This is a genomic window from Candidatus Poriferisodalis sp., assembly GCF_965214215.1.
Classification (GTDB): Bacteria; Actinomycetota; Acidimicrobiia; order Acidimicrobiales; family Poriferisodalaceae; genus Poriferisodalis.
This window is the reverse complement of the sequence record NZ_CBDCBD010000003.1, coordinates 737,031-752,594: the sequence shown is the minus strand read 5'-3', so window position 1 is coordinate 752,594 and position 15,564 is coordinate 737,031. Positions and strand designations below refer to the sequence as shown.

The following is a 15,564-nucleotide window of genomic DNA, read 5'->3' as shown; positions in this document are numbered from 1 at the left end:
CGCACGGCTCGCCGTCACCGACTGACGGCAACATCCCACGTCAGGAGACCTTTCTGGTGGACGCATCCCGCACAAATCCGCTGTCCTGCCAGCGGATTCGGGCTTAGGATCGCCTCCAAGATGCCGCATCAGTCGCTCTACCGGAGGTTCCGGCCTCAGCGGTTTGCAGAGGTTGTCGGCCAGCCTCACCTGGTCAGGGCCTTGCGTAATGCTGTCCGAGACGACCGTGTCGGGCACGCGTACCTGCTGAGCGGACCCCGCGGCACCGGCAAGACCTCCACTGCACGCATCCTCGCCAAGGCCCTCAACTGCGAGTCCCTCGACGACGGCGAACCCTGCGAAGCCTGCGACAGCTGCATCGCCGTCACTGCGGGCACCTCGATGGACCTCATCGAGCTCGACGCGGCGTCCAACAACTCGGTGAACCACATCCGTGACATGACCGAGAAGGCGGCGTTGGTCAGCTCGGGGCGTCGCAAGGTGTACCTGCTCGATGAGGTGCACATGCTGTCGGCGGCGGCATCCAATGCACTGCTCAAGACGCTGGAAGAACCGCCGCCTCACGTGGTCTTCATCCTTGCCACGACCGATCCGAACAAGGTGTTGCCCACCATCCGCAGCCGCACCCAGCAGTTCGAGCTCTCGCTGGTGGGAGCCGACGAGATGGCGCCCCATGTGCGGGCGATCGCCGACGCCGCCGGAGCGCCGGTCGATGACGCTGTCGTCGACTATGTGACCGAACGCGGTGCGGGGTCGGTGCGCGACGCGCTCTCCGCGCTCGATACGGTGCTGGCGGCCGGGGGCATACCTGATGACCGCACCGACGTCAACGCGCTGGTGCGGGCGCTGACACAGGCCGACTTAGCGTCGACGCTGATCGCCGTCGCAGCGGCCACTGCGGCAGGTGTCGACGCCCGTGATCTCGCCGAGCGGACCGCTCGCCGCCTGCGTGACATGTTCCTGGTGGGTGCCGGGGTGGAGCCCGCTGAACTGCCGCAGGCCGACATCACCTCGGCCCGGGAGCTGAGCGACGCGATGGGTCGGCGCGCCAACGTGCGGGCGCTCGAGGCGCTCGGCAGCGCGCTGGCGCAGATGCCGCAGTCGGCCGACCGGCGCCTGACCCTCGAGGCCGCACTGGTGGGCTTGCTCGCCGACGATGCCGCGGGCGCTGGCGCATCGTCACGAGCTGCGCCGGCGTCGGAGGAGCGCGGACCGGCGCAACGAACCGCGTCTGGGGGCGGCGGACCGGCTGCCGCGCGCGCCGCGATGGCCGCGACCACGGCGCCGCCGTCGCTGGATGCCCCACCGCCCGCGCCCCAGCTCGCGCCTGCGACTGCTGCACCACCGCCTGCGCCCCCGACTCCCGCAGCAGCGCAGCAGACGACGGCTGAGTCTGCTGCAGTGCAGGCGCAAGCCGAACCGCCGCCTGACGCCGCGGTCGGCGCGCCCAGGGGCGATGCCACCGCTCCCCTGTCGCCAGAAGCAGCACCCCAGCCAGACATGGCAGTCGAGTCCGCACCGCCGTCTGGCGCAGCGATGACGGCCGATGACATCCAGCGCATGTGGGAAACCCAGGTTGTGGGGAAACTGCGTCCGGTTGCAGCAGGTCTGTTCCGCGACGCGACTGTTCTCGCTCATGAGCGCAATGTGGTGATGATTCGACTGAGTGAAGGTGTGCCGCTGGCCCAAGCCCGTCGCAGAACCAATGAGGTACGGCCGATCCTGTCGGCATTGCTCGACCAGGAAGCTCGCATTGAGGTGAGCGACGCGGGGGGCGAATCCAGCTCGACCGCGAAGGCCGGCGCCGATGATGCGCCGTCGCCGTCGCCGTCGCCGTCGGCGCTGGCACCAACCGAGGAAGCTCCGGCTCCGCTTTCCCGAGAAGCGAAGGTGCAGCGGATCGTGGAGCGCTTTCCGGGCTCGGTCGTGGTCCGCGACGACGAGGGCGCCACCTGACACTCTCTAGTGATCACCGGCGGCAGGGACTGACGTGTACGACGACGCGGTCGAAGACCTGATCGACGAGCTCAGCCGCCTGCCCGGCATCGGTCCAAAGAGTGCGCAACGCATCACGTTCTGGCTGCTGAAGCGACCGGCGGCCGATGCACATCGCCTGGCCGCGGCCATCACTGCAGCCAAGGATCGGGTCGGATTCTGCAGCCAGTGCTGGAACCTCAGCGAGACCGACCCGTGTCCCAACTGCGCCGACCCGGCCCGGGCCAACGGGATGATCTGTGTCGTAGAAGAGCCTCGCGACGTAGTGGCGATGGAGAAAGCCGGCTTCCGGGGTCGCTATCACGTGCTCGGCGGGGCGCTGAACCCGCTGGAGGGCGTCGGCCCCGAACAGCTGCGCATTCGCGAGCTGCTCGCACGTCTCGACAGCGAGTCGGTCACCGAGCTGATCGTGTGCACCAACCCCAACATCGAGGGCGACACCACCGCGATGTACCTCGCCCGCCAGCTCGAACCGCTCGGTGTGCAGGTCACTCGACTGGCGAGCGGCCTGCCCGTGGGGGGCGACCTCGAATACGCAGATGAGCTCACCCTCGAACGAGCCCTGCGCAACCGCCGCACCCTCGCCCCCTAAGAGGCTGAGCCGATAGGCGAAGCCGTGGCCCGAGCGGCCCGTGAGCGACAGCGAACGAGAGCGGGAAATGACGAGTGCGGCAACGGGAGGGCTCACCTACTCGCGCGGCTCCTCAGGGGGGCGGGGCGTTAATCGCTGGACGGCGGGACGGCGGCTGCTTACGGTCCGGTCGGCACTTCCCTGGCGACCTGCGCGCGCGAGGAGTGCTATGGCTGCCTTCGACCACAACGACCCGACGACAGGCCGCACGGCCCACGAGCTGCCTGTTGCGGTGTTCCGACCGTCACCCGATGAACGGGTGATGGTGGCGGGGCCGTGCCATGCGCAGGCACTGTGCCGCAGCGCCGGAACGGCATCGCAGGGGGTTGCCGCGGTGTTCGTGGACCCGTGCGGCGTGCTGCTCGCGCTCGCTACCGCGCCCGCAGCCGTGGTCGGGGCGATGCTCGTTGATCCGGCCCCGTTTGCCCGGTTGACTGAGCTGCTCGGCGCGAGCCGTGTGTACCTCGAAGCACCCGCTGCAGATGCGAGAGCGGTCGGCGAGGCGGTCGAAGCAGCGTTGTGGCCGATGCCCGTGGCGACCGAGGTCCTGCCTCGCGCTGCCGTGTAACGCGCACGATGCGACCGTCGAGCGGTTCTATGCTCAAGTTCCCGAGGACGGCGGCAGAGTGTTGCGTGTAGCTGTCAATACCGAATCGACGCCGTGGCGGGTTGTCAGCGCGTTCTTCGATCGTTCGATGCGAGGGAACATATGAGACTCCAAGTTGACGAGCAATCTGATGCCCTGTACTTCCGCCTCGATGACTCGGAGGTAGTGCATTCGGTGGAAGCAGCGCCCGATGTGGTGTTGGATTTCAACCAAGAAGACGAAGTCGTCGGCATCGAGATGCTGCGACTGTCTGCACGATCCTGCTGTGTGGATATCTCTGCCGTGAGCTTCGAGAAGAAGTAGCCGATCTAGGCAACCTTCAGGACGACGGCATCGCCTTGGCCGCCGCCCCCGCACAGCGCCGCTGCACCCAGGCCGCCGCCGCGGCGGCGCAGCTCGTTGGTGAGCGTGAGCGCCAGGCGAGCGCCGGACATGCCGATCGGATGGCCCAGCGCTACCGCGCCGCCGTTCGGGTTCACGATCTCCGGCGAAACGCCCAGATCCTCCGTCGACGCCACTGCCACGGCGGCGAAGGCTTCGTTGATCTCGAACAGCGAAAGATCGTCCACCGTCACGTCAGTGCGTCGCAGCGCACGCCGGATCGCATTCGCCGGCTGATGCAGCAGGCAAGTGTCGGGCCCTGCCACCATGCCGTACGCCACGACTTCGGCCAGCGGCTCGAGGCCACGTTCGGCAGCCGCCTCGGGCGACATGACGATCAATGCGCAGCCGCCGTCGGAGATCTGCGACGCATTGCCGGCGGTGACGGCACCCTCGGTTGCGAACGCCGGTCGCAAACCGGACAGGCTCTCGGGTGTCGTCCCCGGCCGCACGCCCTCGTCGTCGAGCACCGCCAGCGGCTCGCCGCGGCGCTGCGGGATGCTCACCGTCACGATCTCGTCGTCGAAGCGCCCGTCCTTCTGCGCGGCCGCTGCCCGCTCGTGCGACTGTGCTGAGTATTCATCCATAGCGCTGCGCGAGATGCCCGCACTGGCCGCGTCTCGCTCGGTGCCGTCGCCCATGTGGCCGTTGTCGAACGCGCACCACAACCCGTCGTGGATCATCGCGTCGAGCACCGTCGCTGAGCCCATCCCCATGCCGTTACGCCCCTCGGGCAGCAGGTAGGGCGCGTTGGTCATCGATTCCATGCCGCCCGCAACGACCACGTCGGCGTCGCCCGCGGCGATCATCTGGTCGGCCATGTAGAGCGCGTTCAGCCCCGACAGGCACACCTTGTTGATGGTCATGGCCGGCACATCCATGGAGATCCCGGCGTTCGTCGCCGCCTGCCGGGCGGTGATCTGGCCCTGACCGGCCTGCAGCACCTGGCCCATCACCACATAGTCGACATCGGCAGCCGCAACACCGGACCGCTCCAGAGCGCCCTCGATCGCGATGCCGCCGAGTTGTGCGCCGCTCAAGCCGGCCAGCCCGCCGTTGAACTTGCCGATCGGCGTGCGTACGCCCCCGACAATCACCGAACCAGACATCGCAACCCCCTCGCCTGCATCGACGCGCCAGCCGGCGGGCTGGGCGACAGATGTGTGACCGGCGAGTGTACGAAACGGCTCATCCCGCTGCCGGGGCGTCACGAGAGAGTGGAACTTGCAGCCCGTGCGCACCGTTAGCGTTCGGGCTCGTGAAGCAGTTCGCTGATGCCATCGTTGCCGGCGCGTCCGGTCCCGAACTCGAGGCCATGCCGATCCCGGAGAGCTTCCGCGCGGCCTACGTACGGCGCGACGAGCAGACGATGTTCGAGGGGAGCGCTTCGGCCGACAAGGATCCCCGCGAGGCAGTGCACATCGGCGAGGTCGCCACGCCAGAACTCGCGCCCGACGAGGTGTACGTGGCGGTGATGGCCAGCGCCATCAACTTCAACACCGTCTGGACGTCGATCTTCGAACCCATGCCGACGTTCGGCTTCTTGGACCGGTTGGGTCGCGAGAGCCGCTGGGGCGCTCGGCACGCGCTCGACTACCACGTGCTCGGATCTGACGCCTCCGCCGTGGTGCTGCGGTGCGGCTCGGCCGTGCGCAACTGGCGGCCTGGCGACCGGGTCGTCATTCATTGCAACTACGTCGACGATCAGGATCCCGCCGCGCACGAAGACTCGATGAAGGCCTCCAATCAGCGGATCTGGGGCTTCGAGAGCAACTTCGGCGGTCTCGCCGACCTCTCCATCGTCAAGGCCAACCAGCTCATGCCCAAGCCGGCGCACCTGTCCTGGGAGGAATCGGCGGTGAATGCGCTGTGCGCTGCTACCTCCTACCGGATGCTGGTCGGCGACAACGCTGCCCGCATGAAGCAGGGCGACTCGGTGCTCATCTGGGGTGCCACAGGCGGACTGGGCGGCTACGCCTGCCAGCTCGTGCTCAACGGCGGCGGCGTCCCGATCGGCGTCGTCAGCTCGGCGGACAAGGCGGAGCTGCTCGGCCAGCTCGGCGTGGAGCACACCATCGACCGTGGCGCTGAGGGCTATCGCTTCTGGAGCGACCCTCACACTCAGGACGAACGCGAATGGCGCCGCTTCGGCAAGAAGGTGCGCAGCCTCATTGGCGACGACCCCGACATCGTGTTCGAGCATCCTGGACGGTCCACCATGGGCGCGTCGGTGTTCGTCACCAAGCGGGGCGGCAAGATCGTGACCTGCGCCGCCACCAGCGGATACATGATCGAGTACGACAACCGGCACCTGTGGATGCGCCTCAAGCAGATCCTGTCGAGCCATTTCGCCAACTACGCCGAAGCGTGGGCGATGAACCGCCTGATCGACCAGGGGCGCATCCAGCCGATCCTGTCCAAGACGTTCACGCTCGACGAGACCGGCTTGGCCGCCTGGCAGGTGCACCACAACCTGCACGAAGGCAAGCTCGGCGTGCTGTGCCTGGCCGACGAGCCGGGGCAGGGCATCACCGACCACGAGAAACGTGAGCGGATCGGCGAAGACCGCATCACGCTGTTCGCACGCCACGCCGCGTCGCTCGAAGCGGCATCATCGGACATCGGCAACGCAGCCGCTGGATAGCGCCGCCGTGCGTTAGGTCGCGTGCATGGCTTCAGTCCCCCGCAGGCGCCATGCGCGATGCCGGTTCTCCAGCACGTAACTTGACTCGTGGCGGATCCTGAGCGAAGCCAACCGCGGTCATCCGTGAAGCGAGATCGCCCCGACGAGGAGTAACACCGATGATCCTGACCGAGATCGACCACGTCGCCATCGCTGTGAAGGACCTCGATGCGGCCGTCGGCTACTACACCGAGGCGTTCGGCGCCGAGGTCGCGCACCGCGAGACTGTCGACTCGGACGGCGTCGAAGAGGCGCTGATCAAGGTGGCGGACAGCTACATCCAGCTCACCGCTGCCACCCGGCCCGACTCGCCCATTGCAAAGTTCCTCGAGCGGCGGGGCGAAGGCCTGCATCACGTGGGCTACCGGGTAGACGATTGCGCCGCAGCTCTCCAAGCCATGATCGACGCAGGCGCCGTGCCGATCGACACCGCGCCGCGCCCGGGTTCACGCGGCACGACCGTCGCGTTCGTCCATCCCAAGGGCAACTTGGGCACCCTTGTCGAGCTGGTGCAGGAATAGGCTCACCGACATAGTGACGAGCGCACAAGCCGGTTCCGGCGGACTGCGCCCGCGGGAGGAATGACATGACTGCATACACCAAGCGATTCGCGATCGTGTTTGCTGTGCTGGCGATGTTCGCTGTGGCGTGTTCGAGCAGCGACGAGCCCGCGGCGACAACCGCTGCGGCACCGGCGACGACGGCTGCGGCCGCGGCTGAAGAACCGGCCGACGACATGGACGACGCAGAGCCGTTCAAGATCGGGCTCGTTACCGACACCGGCAAGGTGGACGACAAGAGCTTCAACCAGTCGGCATGGGAAGGCGCTCAAGCCGCCGCCGCCGCGCTGGGTGTCGAAGCCAACTACATCGAGACCGAAGAGGCCAAGGACTACGAGAACAACATCGGCCTGTTCGTCGAAGACGGCGCGGACGTCATCATCACCGTGGGCTTCGGTCTGGGCGACGCCACGATCGCGGCGGCACAGGCCAACCCCGACATCGACTTCGTCGGCGTCGACCAATTCCAAGCCGAGACGCTGCCGAATCTGACCGGGCTGATCTTCCCCGAGGACAAGTCGGGCTTCCTGGCCGGCGCACTCGCCGGACTGCTGACCGAGACCAACATCGTCGGAGCCGTGCTCGGCACCGACTTGGTGCCCCCGGTGGTGGCGTTCAAGGAGGGCTGGGAGAACGGCGCCCGCTACACCAACCCGCAGGTGGAGACGATCTCCACGTACCACCCCGGCGGGCTCGACATCGCATTCGGTGACCCCGACTGGGGAGCGGCCACTGCTCGACAGGCGCTTGATCAGGGTGCCGACATCATCTTCGGCGCCGGCGGCGCCACCGGCAACGGCGCATTGATCGAGATTGCTGCCCAGGACGGCGCGTGGTGCGTGGGTGTCGACACCGACCAGTGGAACACCGTGCCCGAGGCGCGGCCCTGCCTCATCACCAGCGCCATGAAGCTGATCACGCCTGGCGTGGCCGAGCTGATCGAGGCCTCGGCGGCAGGCTCGTTCCCCGGCGGCAACCATCTCGGCGATGTCGGCCTGGCGCCCTTCCACGATCATGACAGCGCCGTGCACGGCGACTACAAGGCCAGCCTCGAAGCCATCAAGGCCGCGCTCGACCGGGGCGAGATCTCCACGGGCTACTCGCCGGGCTGATCGGACGGGACGCCGGCTGAGTCGGCCGCTGCGGCCCGCGGGAATCTCGCCTCGCTGTGAGCGTTCCCGCCGGTCCACAGGTGCCCGCTGAGCCAGACGCGCCCCCGGAGGCCCATGACGGCGACGGCGACGGCGCCGTCACCAGTCCCACTGCCCGCAGCCCGGCCCGGGCATTGGTGCGTGCCGCCGCGGTCCCGTTGGCGTCGGTCGCGCTGGGGCTGGTGCTGGGCGCCGTGCTTATCGCTGTGCAGGGCCATTCGGTGCTCAGCGCCTATGGAGCGCTGGTGCTCGGCGGGGCGGGCGATGCCGATGCCGTGCTGCGCACGCTGCAGAAGGCCACTCCGCTCATCTTCGGCGGCTTGGCGGTGGCGTTCGCCTTCAAGGCGGGGCTGTTCAACATCGGCGGCCAAGGCCAGCTGCTGGTCGGCGCCGCGTTCGCCGCAGGTGTTGGATTCGGGATCGACGGCTTGCCGCTGGTCATCCACCTGCCGCTGGCACTGCTGGTGGGCGGGATCGCCGGAGCGGCATGGGGCGCGATCGCCGGAGTGCTGAAGGCCACCTCAGGGGCACACGAGGTGATCGTGACGATCATGCTGAACTTCGTGGCCGGCAATCTGACTGACTGGCTGGCCGCGAACCCTTGGCGTGACCGCTCGGGCTCGAACATCATCGCCCGCACGCCGCTGGTCGAGCCGTCGGCCGAGATTCCCACCTGGGGCTGGCTGCCGGCGGGCTTTCTGCTGGCGCTGATCGCAGCGGTCGCATGCTGGTTCGTGCTGGAACGCACCACCTACGGCTTCGAAGTGCGCAGCGTGGGCGCCAACCGCCACGCAGCCCGCTATGCGGGCATCTCGGTGGGCTGGATCATGGCCTCGACGATGGCGGTGGCAGGCCTGCTGGCCGGCTTCGGCGGAGCGATCGAGTCGCTCGGGGTCGACGGTCGCTTCGAAGCGGGGGTCAACGTCGGCCTCGGCTTCGAAGGCATCACGATCGCGCTGCTAGCCCGCACCAACCCCATCGCGGTCATCCCCGCCGGACTGCTGGTGGGACTGATGGAGGCGGGCGCTGCCAAGATGCAGTTCGAGTCGGGTGTTGCGCCCGAGATCATCGACGTGATCCAGGCGCTCATCCTGCTGTTCGTGGCGGCCCCGATGATCGTGCGCTGGATGCTGCGACTGCGCGACCCATCGGGTCAGCTCGGCGACCGCCGTTTGACGCTCGGTGCGGGGTGGGGCCGATGACCGCAGCAGGCGGCGCCGACATCGGGCGCCAACCAGACGGCGCCTGTGCGTCTTTGCCGATGTGCTTGGATGCGAAATCGGGCGGGCGGCCATGAGTTCGACGGCAATGGACCGAGGCAGCAATACGCCCGAAGATCGTTCCGACGTCCCGAGCCGGTGGACCACGCCACGCGTGTGGTCGCTGGCCGCCGCCGTGGTGCTGGTGGCACTTGTGTGGGGCTTCTACGCCTGGGACGGGGCACAGACCACTGCGGTGCTGTCGGGCACCGTGCGTGCCGCCACCCTGCTGGTGCTCGGCGCCATGTGCGGGATGATCGGCGAGCGCTCGGGCATCGTGAACATCGGCATCGAAGGGCAGTTTCTGATGTCGGCGTTCGCCGCGTTCACGGCGGCGTCGATCTCCGGCTCGCTGTTCGTTGGGGTGCTGGCGGGGGTGAGCACCGGACTGGCCATGGGCTGGATGCTCGCCGCGATGGCGGTGGGGCTGCGGACCGATCAGATCATCGCCGGCACCGTGCTGAACATCGCAGCGCTGGGTCTCACATCGTTCTTCTATGACCGCGGTCGCTCGCTGGGTCAGTTGAAATACCAGGCCGTCGAGCTCGGCCCGCTGGCTGACCTGCCGGTGGTTGGCACGGCACTGTTCAACCGGCCGCCGCTCACCTATCTCGCGCTGATCCTGGTTGTCGTGCTCCACGTGCTGCTGCTGCGGTCGGTGTGGGGAATGCGCACGACCGCAATCGGGGAGCATCCGGGAGCTGCTGCGACGGTGGGCATCGATGTGATCCGGCTGCGTTACCTGAACGTGACCCTGGCAGGCGGTCTGGCGGGTCTCGGCGGCGCGTACCTGGCGCTGGAGTCGGTGGGCACGTTCTCGCGGGCGATGACCGGCGGGCGGGGCTTCTTGGCGCTCGCCGTGATGATCTTCGGACGGCGGACCCCGCTGGGTGCCTACGCGGCGGCCCTGTTCTTCGGTTTCACGACGGCGCTGCAGGGGCAGTTCCAGCTCAACGACACCTTCGACATCCCGTCGCAGTTCGTGGGGATGCTGCCCTTCGTCGTCACGATCATCGTGGTCGCAGCCGCCGGCCTGTTCGGCCGCATGCGCGACCCCGCAGCGCTGGGCCAGCCCTATGAGGTCCGATGATGGCTGAGGCCGCCGCCTCAGGGGCCCAGCTGGAGTCTGAAGCGGCTGCGGCGCAGCCCGAGGTGCTGATTGCCGGCCGCGGCATCACGAAGCGCTTCGGCTCGGTCGTGGCAAACGACGACGTCTCGGTCGAGCTGCGGCCCGGCCGGATCCTGGCGCTGCTCGGCGAGAACGGCGCCGGCAAGAGCACGCTCGTCAACGTGCTGTTCGGTCTACACCGGCCCGATGCGGGCCAGGTCGTGATCGCCGACGACGAGGTCGAGCTGTCGAGCCCGCACGACGCCATCGCCCGCGGCGTTGGCATGGTGCACCAGCACTTCCAGCTGGTGCCGCCGATGAGCGTCGTGCGCAACATCGTGCTCGGCGCTGAGCCGCGCAAGCTCGGGATGATCGACATCGCACAGGCGCGCCGCCGGGTGCTGGATCTGGCGGACCGGTTCGGGCTCCATGTCGACCCTGACGCCGCGGTGGAAGACCTGCCCGTCGGCGCGCAGCAGCGGGTCGAGATTCTCAAGGCGCTGTACCGCGATGCCCGGGTGCTGATCGCTGACGAGCCGACCGCGGTGCTCACCCCTCAGGAGACCGACCATCTGCTCGATGTGCTGCGTGGGCTGACGGATCGGGGCGTCGGCATCGTGTTCATCACCCACAAGCTGCGCGAGGTCATGGCAGCCGCCGATGACATCGTGGTGCTGCGCGAGGGCAAGGTGGTGGGCACCACTACGCCTGCGGAGACCAGCGAGGCAGCGCTGGCGGAGCTGATGGTCGGCCGCGCTGTCGACCTGCACGGCGACCGGTTCGAGTCCGGCGCCACTGGTGTCGCCGCCCCCGCAGCAATCGATACGGGCGGGCTGTCCGTCGACCCGACGGCGGCACCTCGATCTGCGGACACCAGCGTCGTGGCGTCGGCTGGACCCGGCGCCGTCGATCCGGCGGCGTCGGCTCGGGACCGCCGCGACGCCTTGAGCGCCGAATCGGCAGCAGACGGGCGGCTGGCGGTGCTCGAGATCGAGGGGCTCTGCGCCGATGACGACCGGGGCCAGCGTGCTGTGGACGAGCTGTCGCTGTCGGTGCGAGCCGGCGAGATCGTGGGTGTCGCCGGCGTGGAGGGCAACGGGCAGCGAGAACTGGTGGAGGCAATCACCGGGCTGCGTCGTCCTGCCGCTGGCACCGTGTCGGTCAGCGGCCGGGATGCGTCCGGCGCTCGGCCACGGCAGGTGACGGTCATCGGTGTGGGACACATTCCCGAGGACCGGGCCAAGCACGGGCTGATCGGCTCGTACTCGGTGGCCGACAATTCGGTGCTGAACCGCTACTACCGCCGGCCGTTCTCTGCAGCGGGGATGCTGCACCGTGATCGCATCGATGCGCACGCCCGCGATGTCGTCACGACCTTCGATGTGCGCACCCCAAGTGTGAACACGCCAGCCGACAGCCTGTCGGGCGGCAACAAGCAGAAGCTCATCGTGGGCCGCGAGTTCTCCGACGACATCGATCTGCTCATCGCCGCGCAGCCCACCCGCGGCATCGACATCGGCGCCATCGAATTCATCTGGCGCCGCATCCGCGACCGGCGCGACGAGGGCACCGCCGTGCTGCTGGTTTCCGCCGAGCTCGACGAGGTGCTGGCACTCAGCGACCGGGTTGCAGTTATGTACGAGGGCCGCATCGTGGCCACCGTCGACCCCCGCACCGCCACCCGCGAAGAGATCGGCCTGCTCATGGCCGGCGCCACCCCCGCCGTTTCACACAGCTAGACGACTTGATCGCCGTCAGCGGCGACTAGACGACTTGATCGCCGTTTGGAGCGTCGCCGGTTAGACAACCCGGTCGCTGCCGCCGTCCTGGGGGATCTGGGCGCCGGTGGTGTGCGCGAATGCCGGGCCGCACATCTGGGCGATGAGGGCGCCGACGTCGGCTGATGCCAGCTCGCGGCCGAGCAGGTTGCGCCGCCGGTACTGATCGGGGGTGAGCCCGTAGGCAGCTGCTCGCTGTTCGATGAGCTCGTCGGACCACAGACCGGTGTCGAACACGCCGTCGGGGTGCACCACGTTGACAGTGATGCCGTCGCTGGCCCATTCGAGGGCCGCCACACGGGCGAGCTGGGTGAGCGCGGCCTTGGACGCGGAGTAGGCGGCGGCGCCGCGGCCGGGCGCGGGTACGTTCTTCGAACCCACGATGACGACCCGGCCACCGGCCGGAGAATGCCGTATCACTCGATGTGCCGCGGCGAGGGTGTTCGCCGTCCCGGTGACGTTGATGTCGAAGGTCTGCTGCCACTCGGTCCGCAATTCGGCGGTCGCGTCACGAACGCGGTATGTGACGACGTCGGCGCCGCTGCGCTCGGCGTCAGGGTGGTGCGGTCGACCAGCCGTACTGGCGTCAGGTTCCTCCACGTCGCAACCGGCGAGCGCGGTCAGTGGCGCCGACGGACCGAAAATGCCCGCCGCTGCCACCACGATGTCGATGCCGCCGAAGCACTCGACGGAGTCCTGCACGGTGATCGCCATGTGGTCAGGATCGGTGATATCGGCGATGACATGGCGACGAGCGGTTCCAGCAGCGTGCTCAGGCACGTCGTTCAGATCGACTCCAACCACCGCGGCGCCCGCCGCGGCGAGAGCGTCGGCTGCCGCGCGTCCGATGCCCGACGAGGCGCCGGTCACCAGCGCCACCTGCCCGGTCAGCGGTGCGGGCGTGCCAGCACGGGCGAGCTTGGCCTGCTCGAGTTCCCAGTACTCCACGTCGAACAGATCGGCCTCGCTGAGCGCCACGTAGCCGCCCAGCGCTTCGGCGGCGCAGATCACGTCGATCGTGTGGAGGTAGATGTCCGCGGAGATGTCGCAGTCGACCGCCCGGCGCCCGGCGGTCCACAGCCCGAGCTGGGGGTCGAGCACTACTCTCGGTGCGGGATCCAGCATTGTGAGAGCGGCGTCGGCGCCACGGGCACGGCGACTTGCAAGGTTGCGCTCGAAGTAGGCACGGTAATCCTCGACGAACGAGCCGACGTCGCGGCCCACCATCGGGAACTGCTTGGTGCGGATGATGTGGTCAGGTGTGGCCGGCCCGCGGCATGCGACCGATGCCACGTCGTCGCGGGCACAGAACGCCTCGGCGCGCTCATCGTGTACAGCATGCAAGAGCATCGGCGCCCCTGCGGCGGCGGAAATTGCCGCGCGCAACTCCGCCACCGACTCGTACTCGCCTGCCGCCGGTGCCGCAGTGTCGGCGCTGCCCCGGGGTTTTTCCGGCGGGCTGTCGTCGCCGGCCTCGCCGAACGATGGGACTCCGGCGTCGGCAAGGCACTGCTCGGCCTCGCTGATCCGTTCGATCATCGCGTCGTAGGCCTCTCGCACTGTTTCGCCGAAGGTGAAGATTCCGTGGTTCAGAAGGACCATTGCCTCAGTGCGGTCATGGGCTTGGGCCCGCCATTCGTCGGCGCAGCGTCGGGCCAGATCGAAGCCGGGCATCACGTAGGGCACCACTACGACCCGATCGCCCCACAGCTCGCGTACCCGGGCGTTCCCGTCGGCGGTGTTGGTGAGCGCCAAGACGGCGTCGGCGTGGCTGTGCAGCACTGCCCGATGGGGCAGCAGCGCGTGCAGGATTGCTTCCACCGACGGGTTCGGCGCACTGGCGTCGAGCAGGTGGATGCGCAGCTGGTTCACCATCTCGGTGTCGCTCAGCTCAGCCAGCTCTGCCAGCCGCCGGACAGGTTCAAGGCAAAGCGGTGCGAAACCGGGCGGTTCGATGGTCGCCAAGTCCCAGCCGCTGCCCTTCACCCACAGCGTCGGCACCGGCTCGCCCCAGACGTCGCTGCTGTGGCCCTTGATCGACGTATTGCCGCCGCCGTGTAGCACCAGCGCCGGATCGGCGCCCACGAGGCGGGACCCATAGGTGATCTCGCCGAGATCGCCGCTCTCGGCCCAGCGCGCCGCCTTGGCGTCGTCCCAGCGATTCAGCATCTACCTGCTCCCGGTCCCGTCGAGTTGGCCATCGCCATCGCCATCGCCATCGCCATCGCCATCGCCATCGCCATCGCCATCGCCATCGCCATCGGCGCTCACCGGCACGTACCAGTCGGTCGTCTGAAATTCAACTGTGGTCCCCGGCAGCGGCCAGAGTCCGAGCAATGGAATGGTCGTAGGGCGGTTGCAGCACGCCCGCATCGGTGATGATCGCCGCGATCAGGCGAGCCGGTGTCACATCGAAAGCGGGATTCACGGCGCCCGCGCCGGCAGGCGTGAGACGGCTGGCCCCGGCGCGGTGCACCTCGTCGGGGTCGCGCTGCTCGATGACGATGCACTCGCCCGACGGAATTGCTGCATCGATTGTGGTGGTGGGCGCGGCGATGTAGAAACCGATGCCCGCGTCCGCGGCGGCAAGCGCATGCGCGTAGGTGCCGACCTTGTTTGCAGTGTCGCCGTTTGCGGCAATGCGATCTGCCCCCACGATCACCGCGTCGACCTCGCCGCCTGCGATCAGCGAGGCCATCGCGCCGTCAGCCACGACCGAGACGTCGATGCCCGCGTCGGCCAGTTCCCACGCAGTGAGCCGAGCGCCCTGCAGCAGCGGCCGGGTCTCGGCCGCCAGCACACGGACGGGCTCGCCCGCTGCAGCCTTGGCGTACACAACGGCCAGTGCGGTGCCCAAGCCCGCGGTCGCCAGCCGTCCGGCATTGCAGTGCGTGGCGATGACCGTTGCATCCGCGAGCAGAGCGCGCCCGAGGCGACCGATCTCGGCGCACGCCAGTGCGTCTTCGGCGCCGACGGCCAGGGCCTCGTCCAAGAGCCGCTGGCGCATCTGCGCGACGTCGGCCACACCGGGTTCGGCGAGCGCAGCGTCGATCGTGCGGTCCACGGCCCAGCGCAGGTTCACTGCAGTCGGGCGGGCATCGCCGACGCGGGTCCGCAAGCGCTCCAGTGCCGCCCGAGCTGCGTCGAGCGAATCAGGTTGAACTTCGTCGAGGCCGACGACCACGGCAAGGGCGCCGAATGCCCCGAGCGCCGGCGCTCCCCGGATGGACAGCCGCCCGATGGCGTCCACTGCCGTCGCGGTGTCGCGCACGTCAATCAGCACCAACTCGGCCGGCAGTCGCGTCTGATCGATGATCTCGATGCTGTCGCCGGTCCAGCGCAGTGTCGGCGTGAGACGTGTCGCACTCATGCAGCCGACAGTCTCGCGCCCATGTGTGACGATTCCGCCGC

At 68.5% G+C, this 15,564-nt stretch carries 13 protein-coding genes; 10 read left to right on the top strand and 3 right to left on the bottom strand.

Annotated elements, in window-relative coordinates:
- Positions 1 to 120: 120 nt before the first annotated feature.
- The 4 genes from dnaX (at position 121) to ACOOF5_RS05855 (ending at position 3,536) form a co-directional block, all read left to right on the top strand.
- Entirely contained in the window at positions 121 to 1,956 is a 1,836-nt protein-coding gene (gene dnaX / locus ACOOF5_RS05870; protein ID WP_420437545.1) for a DNA polymerase III subunit gamma/tau, read from the top strand.
- A 34-nt stretch (positions 1,957 to 1,990) separates the two neighbouring features.
- Positions 1,991 to 2,587, top strand: a complete 597-nt coding sequence (gene recR / locus ACOOF5_RS05865) for a recombination mediator RecR (RefSeq protein ID WP_419837219.1) — start codon at positions 1,991 to 1,993, stop codon at positions 2,585 to 2,587.
- Positions 2,588 to 2,795: 208 nt separating this feature from the next.
- A complete protein-coding gene (locus ACOOF5_RS05860; protein WP_420437542.1) occupies positions 2,796 to 3,194 on the top strand; it encodes a hypothetical protein in 399 nt (132 codons plus the stop codon).
- 141 nt (positions 3,195 to 3,335) lie between these two features.
- A complete protein-coding gene (locus ACOOF5_RS05855; protein ID WP_420437540.1) occupies positions 3,336 to 3,536 on the top strand; it encodes a DUF2283 domain-containing protein in 201 nt (66 codons plus the stop codon).
- 5 nt (positions 3,537 to 3,541) lie between these two features.
- Here the strand turns inward: ACOOF5_RS05855 and ACOOF5_RS05850 are convergent, their stop codons facing one another.
- Positions 3,542 to 4,723 carry an acetyl-CoA C-acetyltransferase gene (locus ACOOF5_RS05850; protein WP_420437538.1) on the bottom strand — a complete coding sequence of 394 codons (1,182 nt, stop codon included), beginning with the start codon at positions 4,721 to 4,723 and terminating at the stop codon, positions 3,542 to 3,544.
- A gap of 149 nt (positions 4,724 to 4,872) precedes the next feature.
- Here ACOOF5_RS05850 and ccrA point away from each other — a divergent pair, with 149 nt between their 5' ends.
- From ccrA to ACOOF5_RS05820, 6 genes are all read left to right on the top strand, one after another.
- Positions 4,873 to 6,258 carry a crotonyl-CoA carboxylase/reductase gene (gene ccrA / locus ACOOF5_RS05845; RefSeq protein WP_420437536.1) on the top strand — a complete coding sequence of 462 codons (1,386 nt, stop codon included), beginning with the start codon at positions 4,873 to 4,875 and terminating at the stop codon, positions 6,256 to 6,258.
- Positions 6,259 to 6,416: 158 nt separating this feature from the next.
- Positions 6,417 to 6,818 (top strand): methylmalonyl-CoA epimerase, encoded by a 402-nt coding sequence (mce, locus tag ACOOF5_RS05840; protein ID WP_420437534.1) that lies wholly within the window; start codon positions 6,417 to 6,419, stop codon positions 6,816 to 6,818.
- Positions 6,819 to 6,883: 65 nt separating this feature from the next.
- Positions 6,884 to 7,969, top strand: a complete 1,086-nt coding sequence (locus ACOOF5_RS05835; protein ID WP_420437532.1) for a BMP family ABC transporter substrate-binding protein — start codon at positions 6,884 to 6,886, stop codon at positions 7,967 to 7,969.
- Between the two features lie 80 nt (positions 7,970 to 8,049).
- Positions 8,050 to 9,210 carry an ABC transporter permease gene (locus ACOOF5_RS05830; protein ID WP_420437530.1) on the top strand — a complete coding sequence of 387 codons (1,161 nt, stop codon included), beginning with the start codon at positions 8,050 to 8,052 and terminating at the stop codon, positions 9,208 to 9,210.
- Positions 9,211 to 9,301: 91 nt separating this feature from the next.
- Positions 9,302 to 10,357 carry an ABC transporter permease gene (locus tag ACOOF5_RS05825; RefSeq protein WP_420437528.1) on the top strand — a complete coding sequence of 352 codons (1,056 nt, stop codon included), beginning with the start codon at positions 9,302 to 9,304 and terminating at the stop codon, positions 10,355 to 10,357.
- Positions 10,357 to 12,114, top strand: a complete 1,758-nt coding sequence (locus ACOOF5_RS05820) for an ABC transporter ATP-binding protein (RefSeq protein ID WP_420437526.1) — start codon at positions 10,357 to 10,359, stop codon at positions 12,112 to 12,114. The genes ACOOF5_RS05825 and ACOOF5_RS05820 overlap by 1 nt, the downstream gene beginning before the upstream one ends.
- Before the next feature lie 60 nt (positions 12,115 to 12,174).
- Here the strand turns inward: ACOOF5_RS05820 and ACOOF5_RS05815 are convergent, their stop codons facing one another.
- Both ACOOF5_RS05815 and mtnA read right to left on the bottom strand, forming a co-directional pair.
- Complete coding sequence (locus ACOOF5_RS05815) at positions 12,175 to 14,322, bottom strand: bifunctional aldolase/short-chain dehydrogenase (RefSeq protein ID WP_420437524.1); 2,148 nt, start codon at positions 14,320 to 14,322, stop codon at positions 12,175 to 12,177.
- Positions 14,323 to 14,452: 130 nt separating this feature from the next.
- Positions 14,453 to 15,523: an S-methyl-5-thioribose-1-phosphate isomerase gene (gene mtnA / locus ACOOF5_RS05810; RefSeq protein ID WP_420437522.1), complete on the bottom strand. Its 1,071-nt coding sequence runs from the start codon at positions 15,521 to 15,523 to the stop codon at positions 14,453 to 14,455.
- Between the last annotated feature and the right edge of the window lie 41 nt (positions 15,524 to 15,564).

What these genes read in the sequence shown, in the direction of transcription:
- dnaX (WP_420437545.1), top strand. Translation starts at nt 121, where the DNA reads ATGCCGCATCAGTCGCTCTACCGGAGGTTCCGGCCTCAGCGGTTTGCA.
- ACOOF5_RS05860 (WP_420437542.1), top strand. Translation starts at nt 2,796, where the DNA reads ATGGCTGCCTTCGACCACAACGACCCGACGACAGGCCGCACGGCCCAC.
- ACOOF5_RS05855 (WP_420437540.1), top strand. Translation starts at nt 3,336, where the DNA reads ATGAGACTCCAAGTTGACGAGCAATCTGATGCCCTGTACTTCCGCCTC.
- ACOOF5_RS05850 (WP_420437538.1), bottom strand. Translation starts at nt 4,723, where the DNA reads ATGTCTGGTTCGGTGATTGTCGGGGGCGTACGCACGCCGATCGGCAAG.
- mce (WP_420437534.1), top strand. Translation starts at nt 6,417, where the DNA reads ATGATCCTGACCGAGATCGACCACGTCGCCATCGCTGTGAAGGACCTC.
- ACOOF5_RS05835 (WP_420437532.1), top strand. Translation starts at nt 6,884, where the DNA reads ATGACTGCATACACCAAGCGATTCGCGATCGTGTTTGCTGTGCTGGCG.
- ACOOF5_RS05825 (WP_420437528.1), top strand. Translation starts at nt 9,302, where the DNA reads ATGAGTTCGACGGCAATGGACCGAGGCAGCAATACGCCCGAAGATCGT.
- ACOOF5_RS05820 (WP_420437526.1), top strand. Translation starts at nt 10,357, where the DNA reads ATGGCTGAGGCCGCCGCCTCAGGGGCCCAGCTGGAGTCTGAAGCGGCT.
- ACOOF5_RS05815 (WP_420437524.1), bottom strand. Translation starts at nt 14,322, where the DNA reads ATGCTGAATCGCTGGGACGACGCCAAGGCGGCGCGCTGGGCCGAGAGC.
- mtnA (WP_420437522.1), bottom strand. Translation starts at nt 15,523, where the DNA reads ATGAGTGCGACACGTCTCACGCCGACACTGCGCTGGACCGGCGACAGC.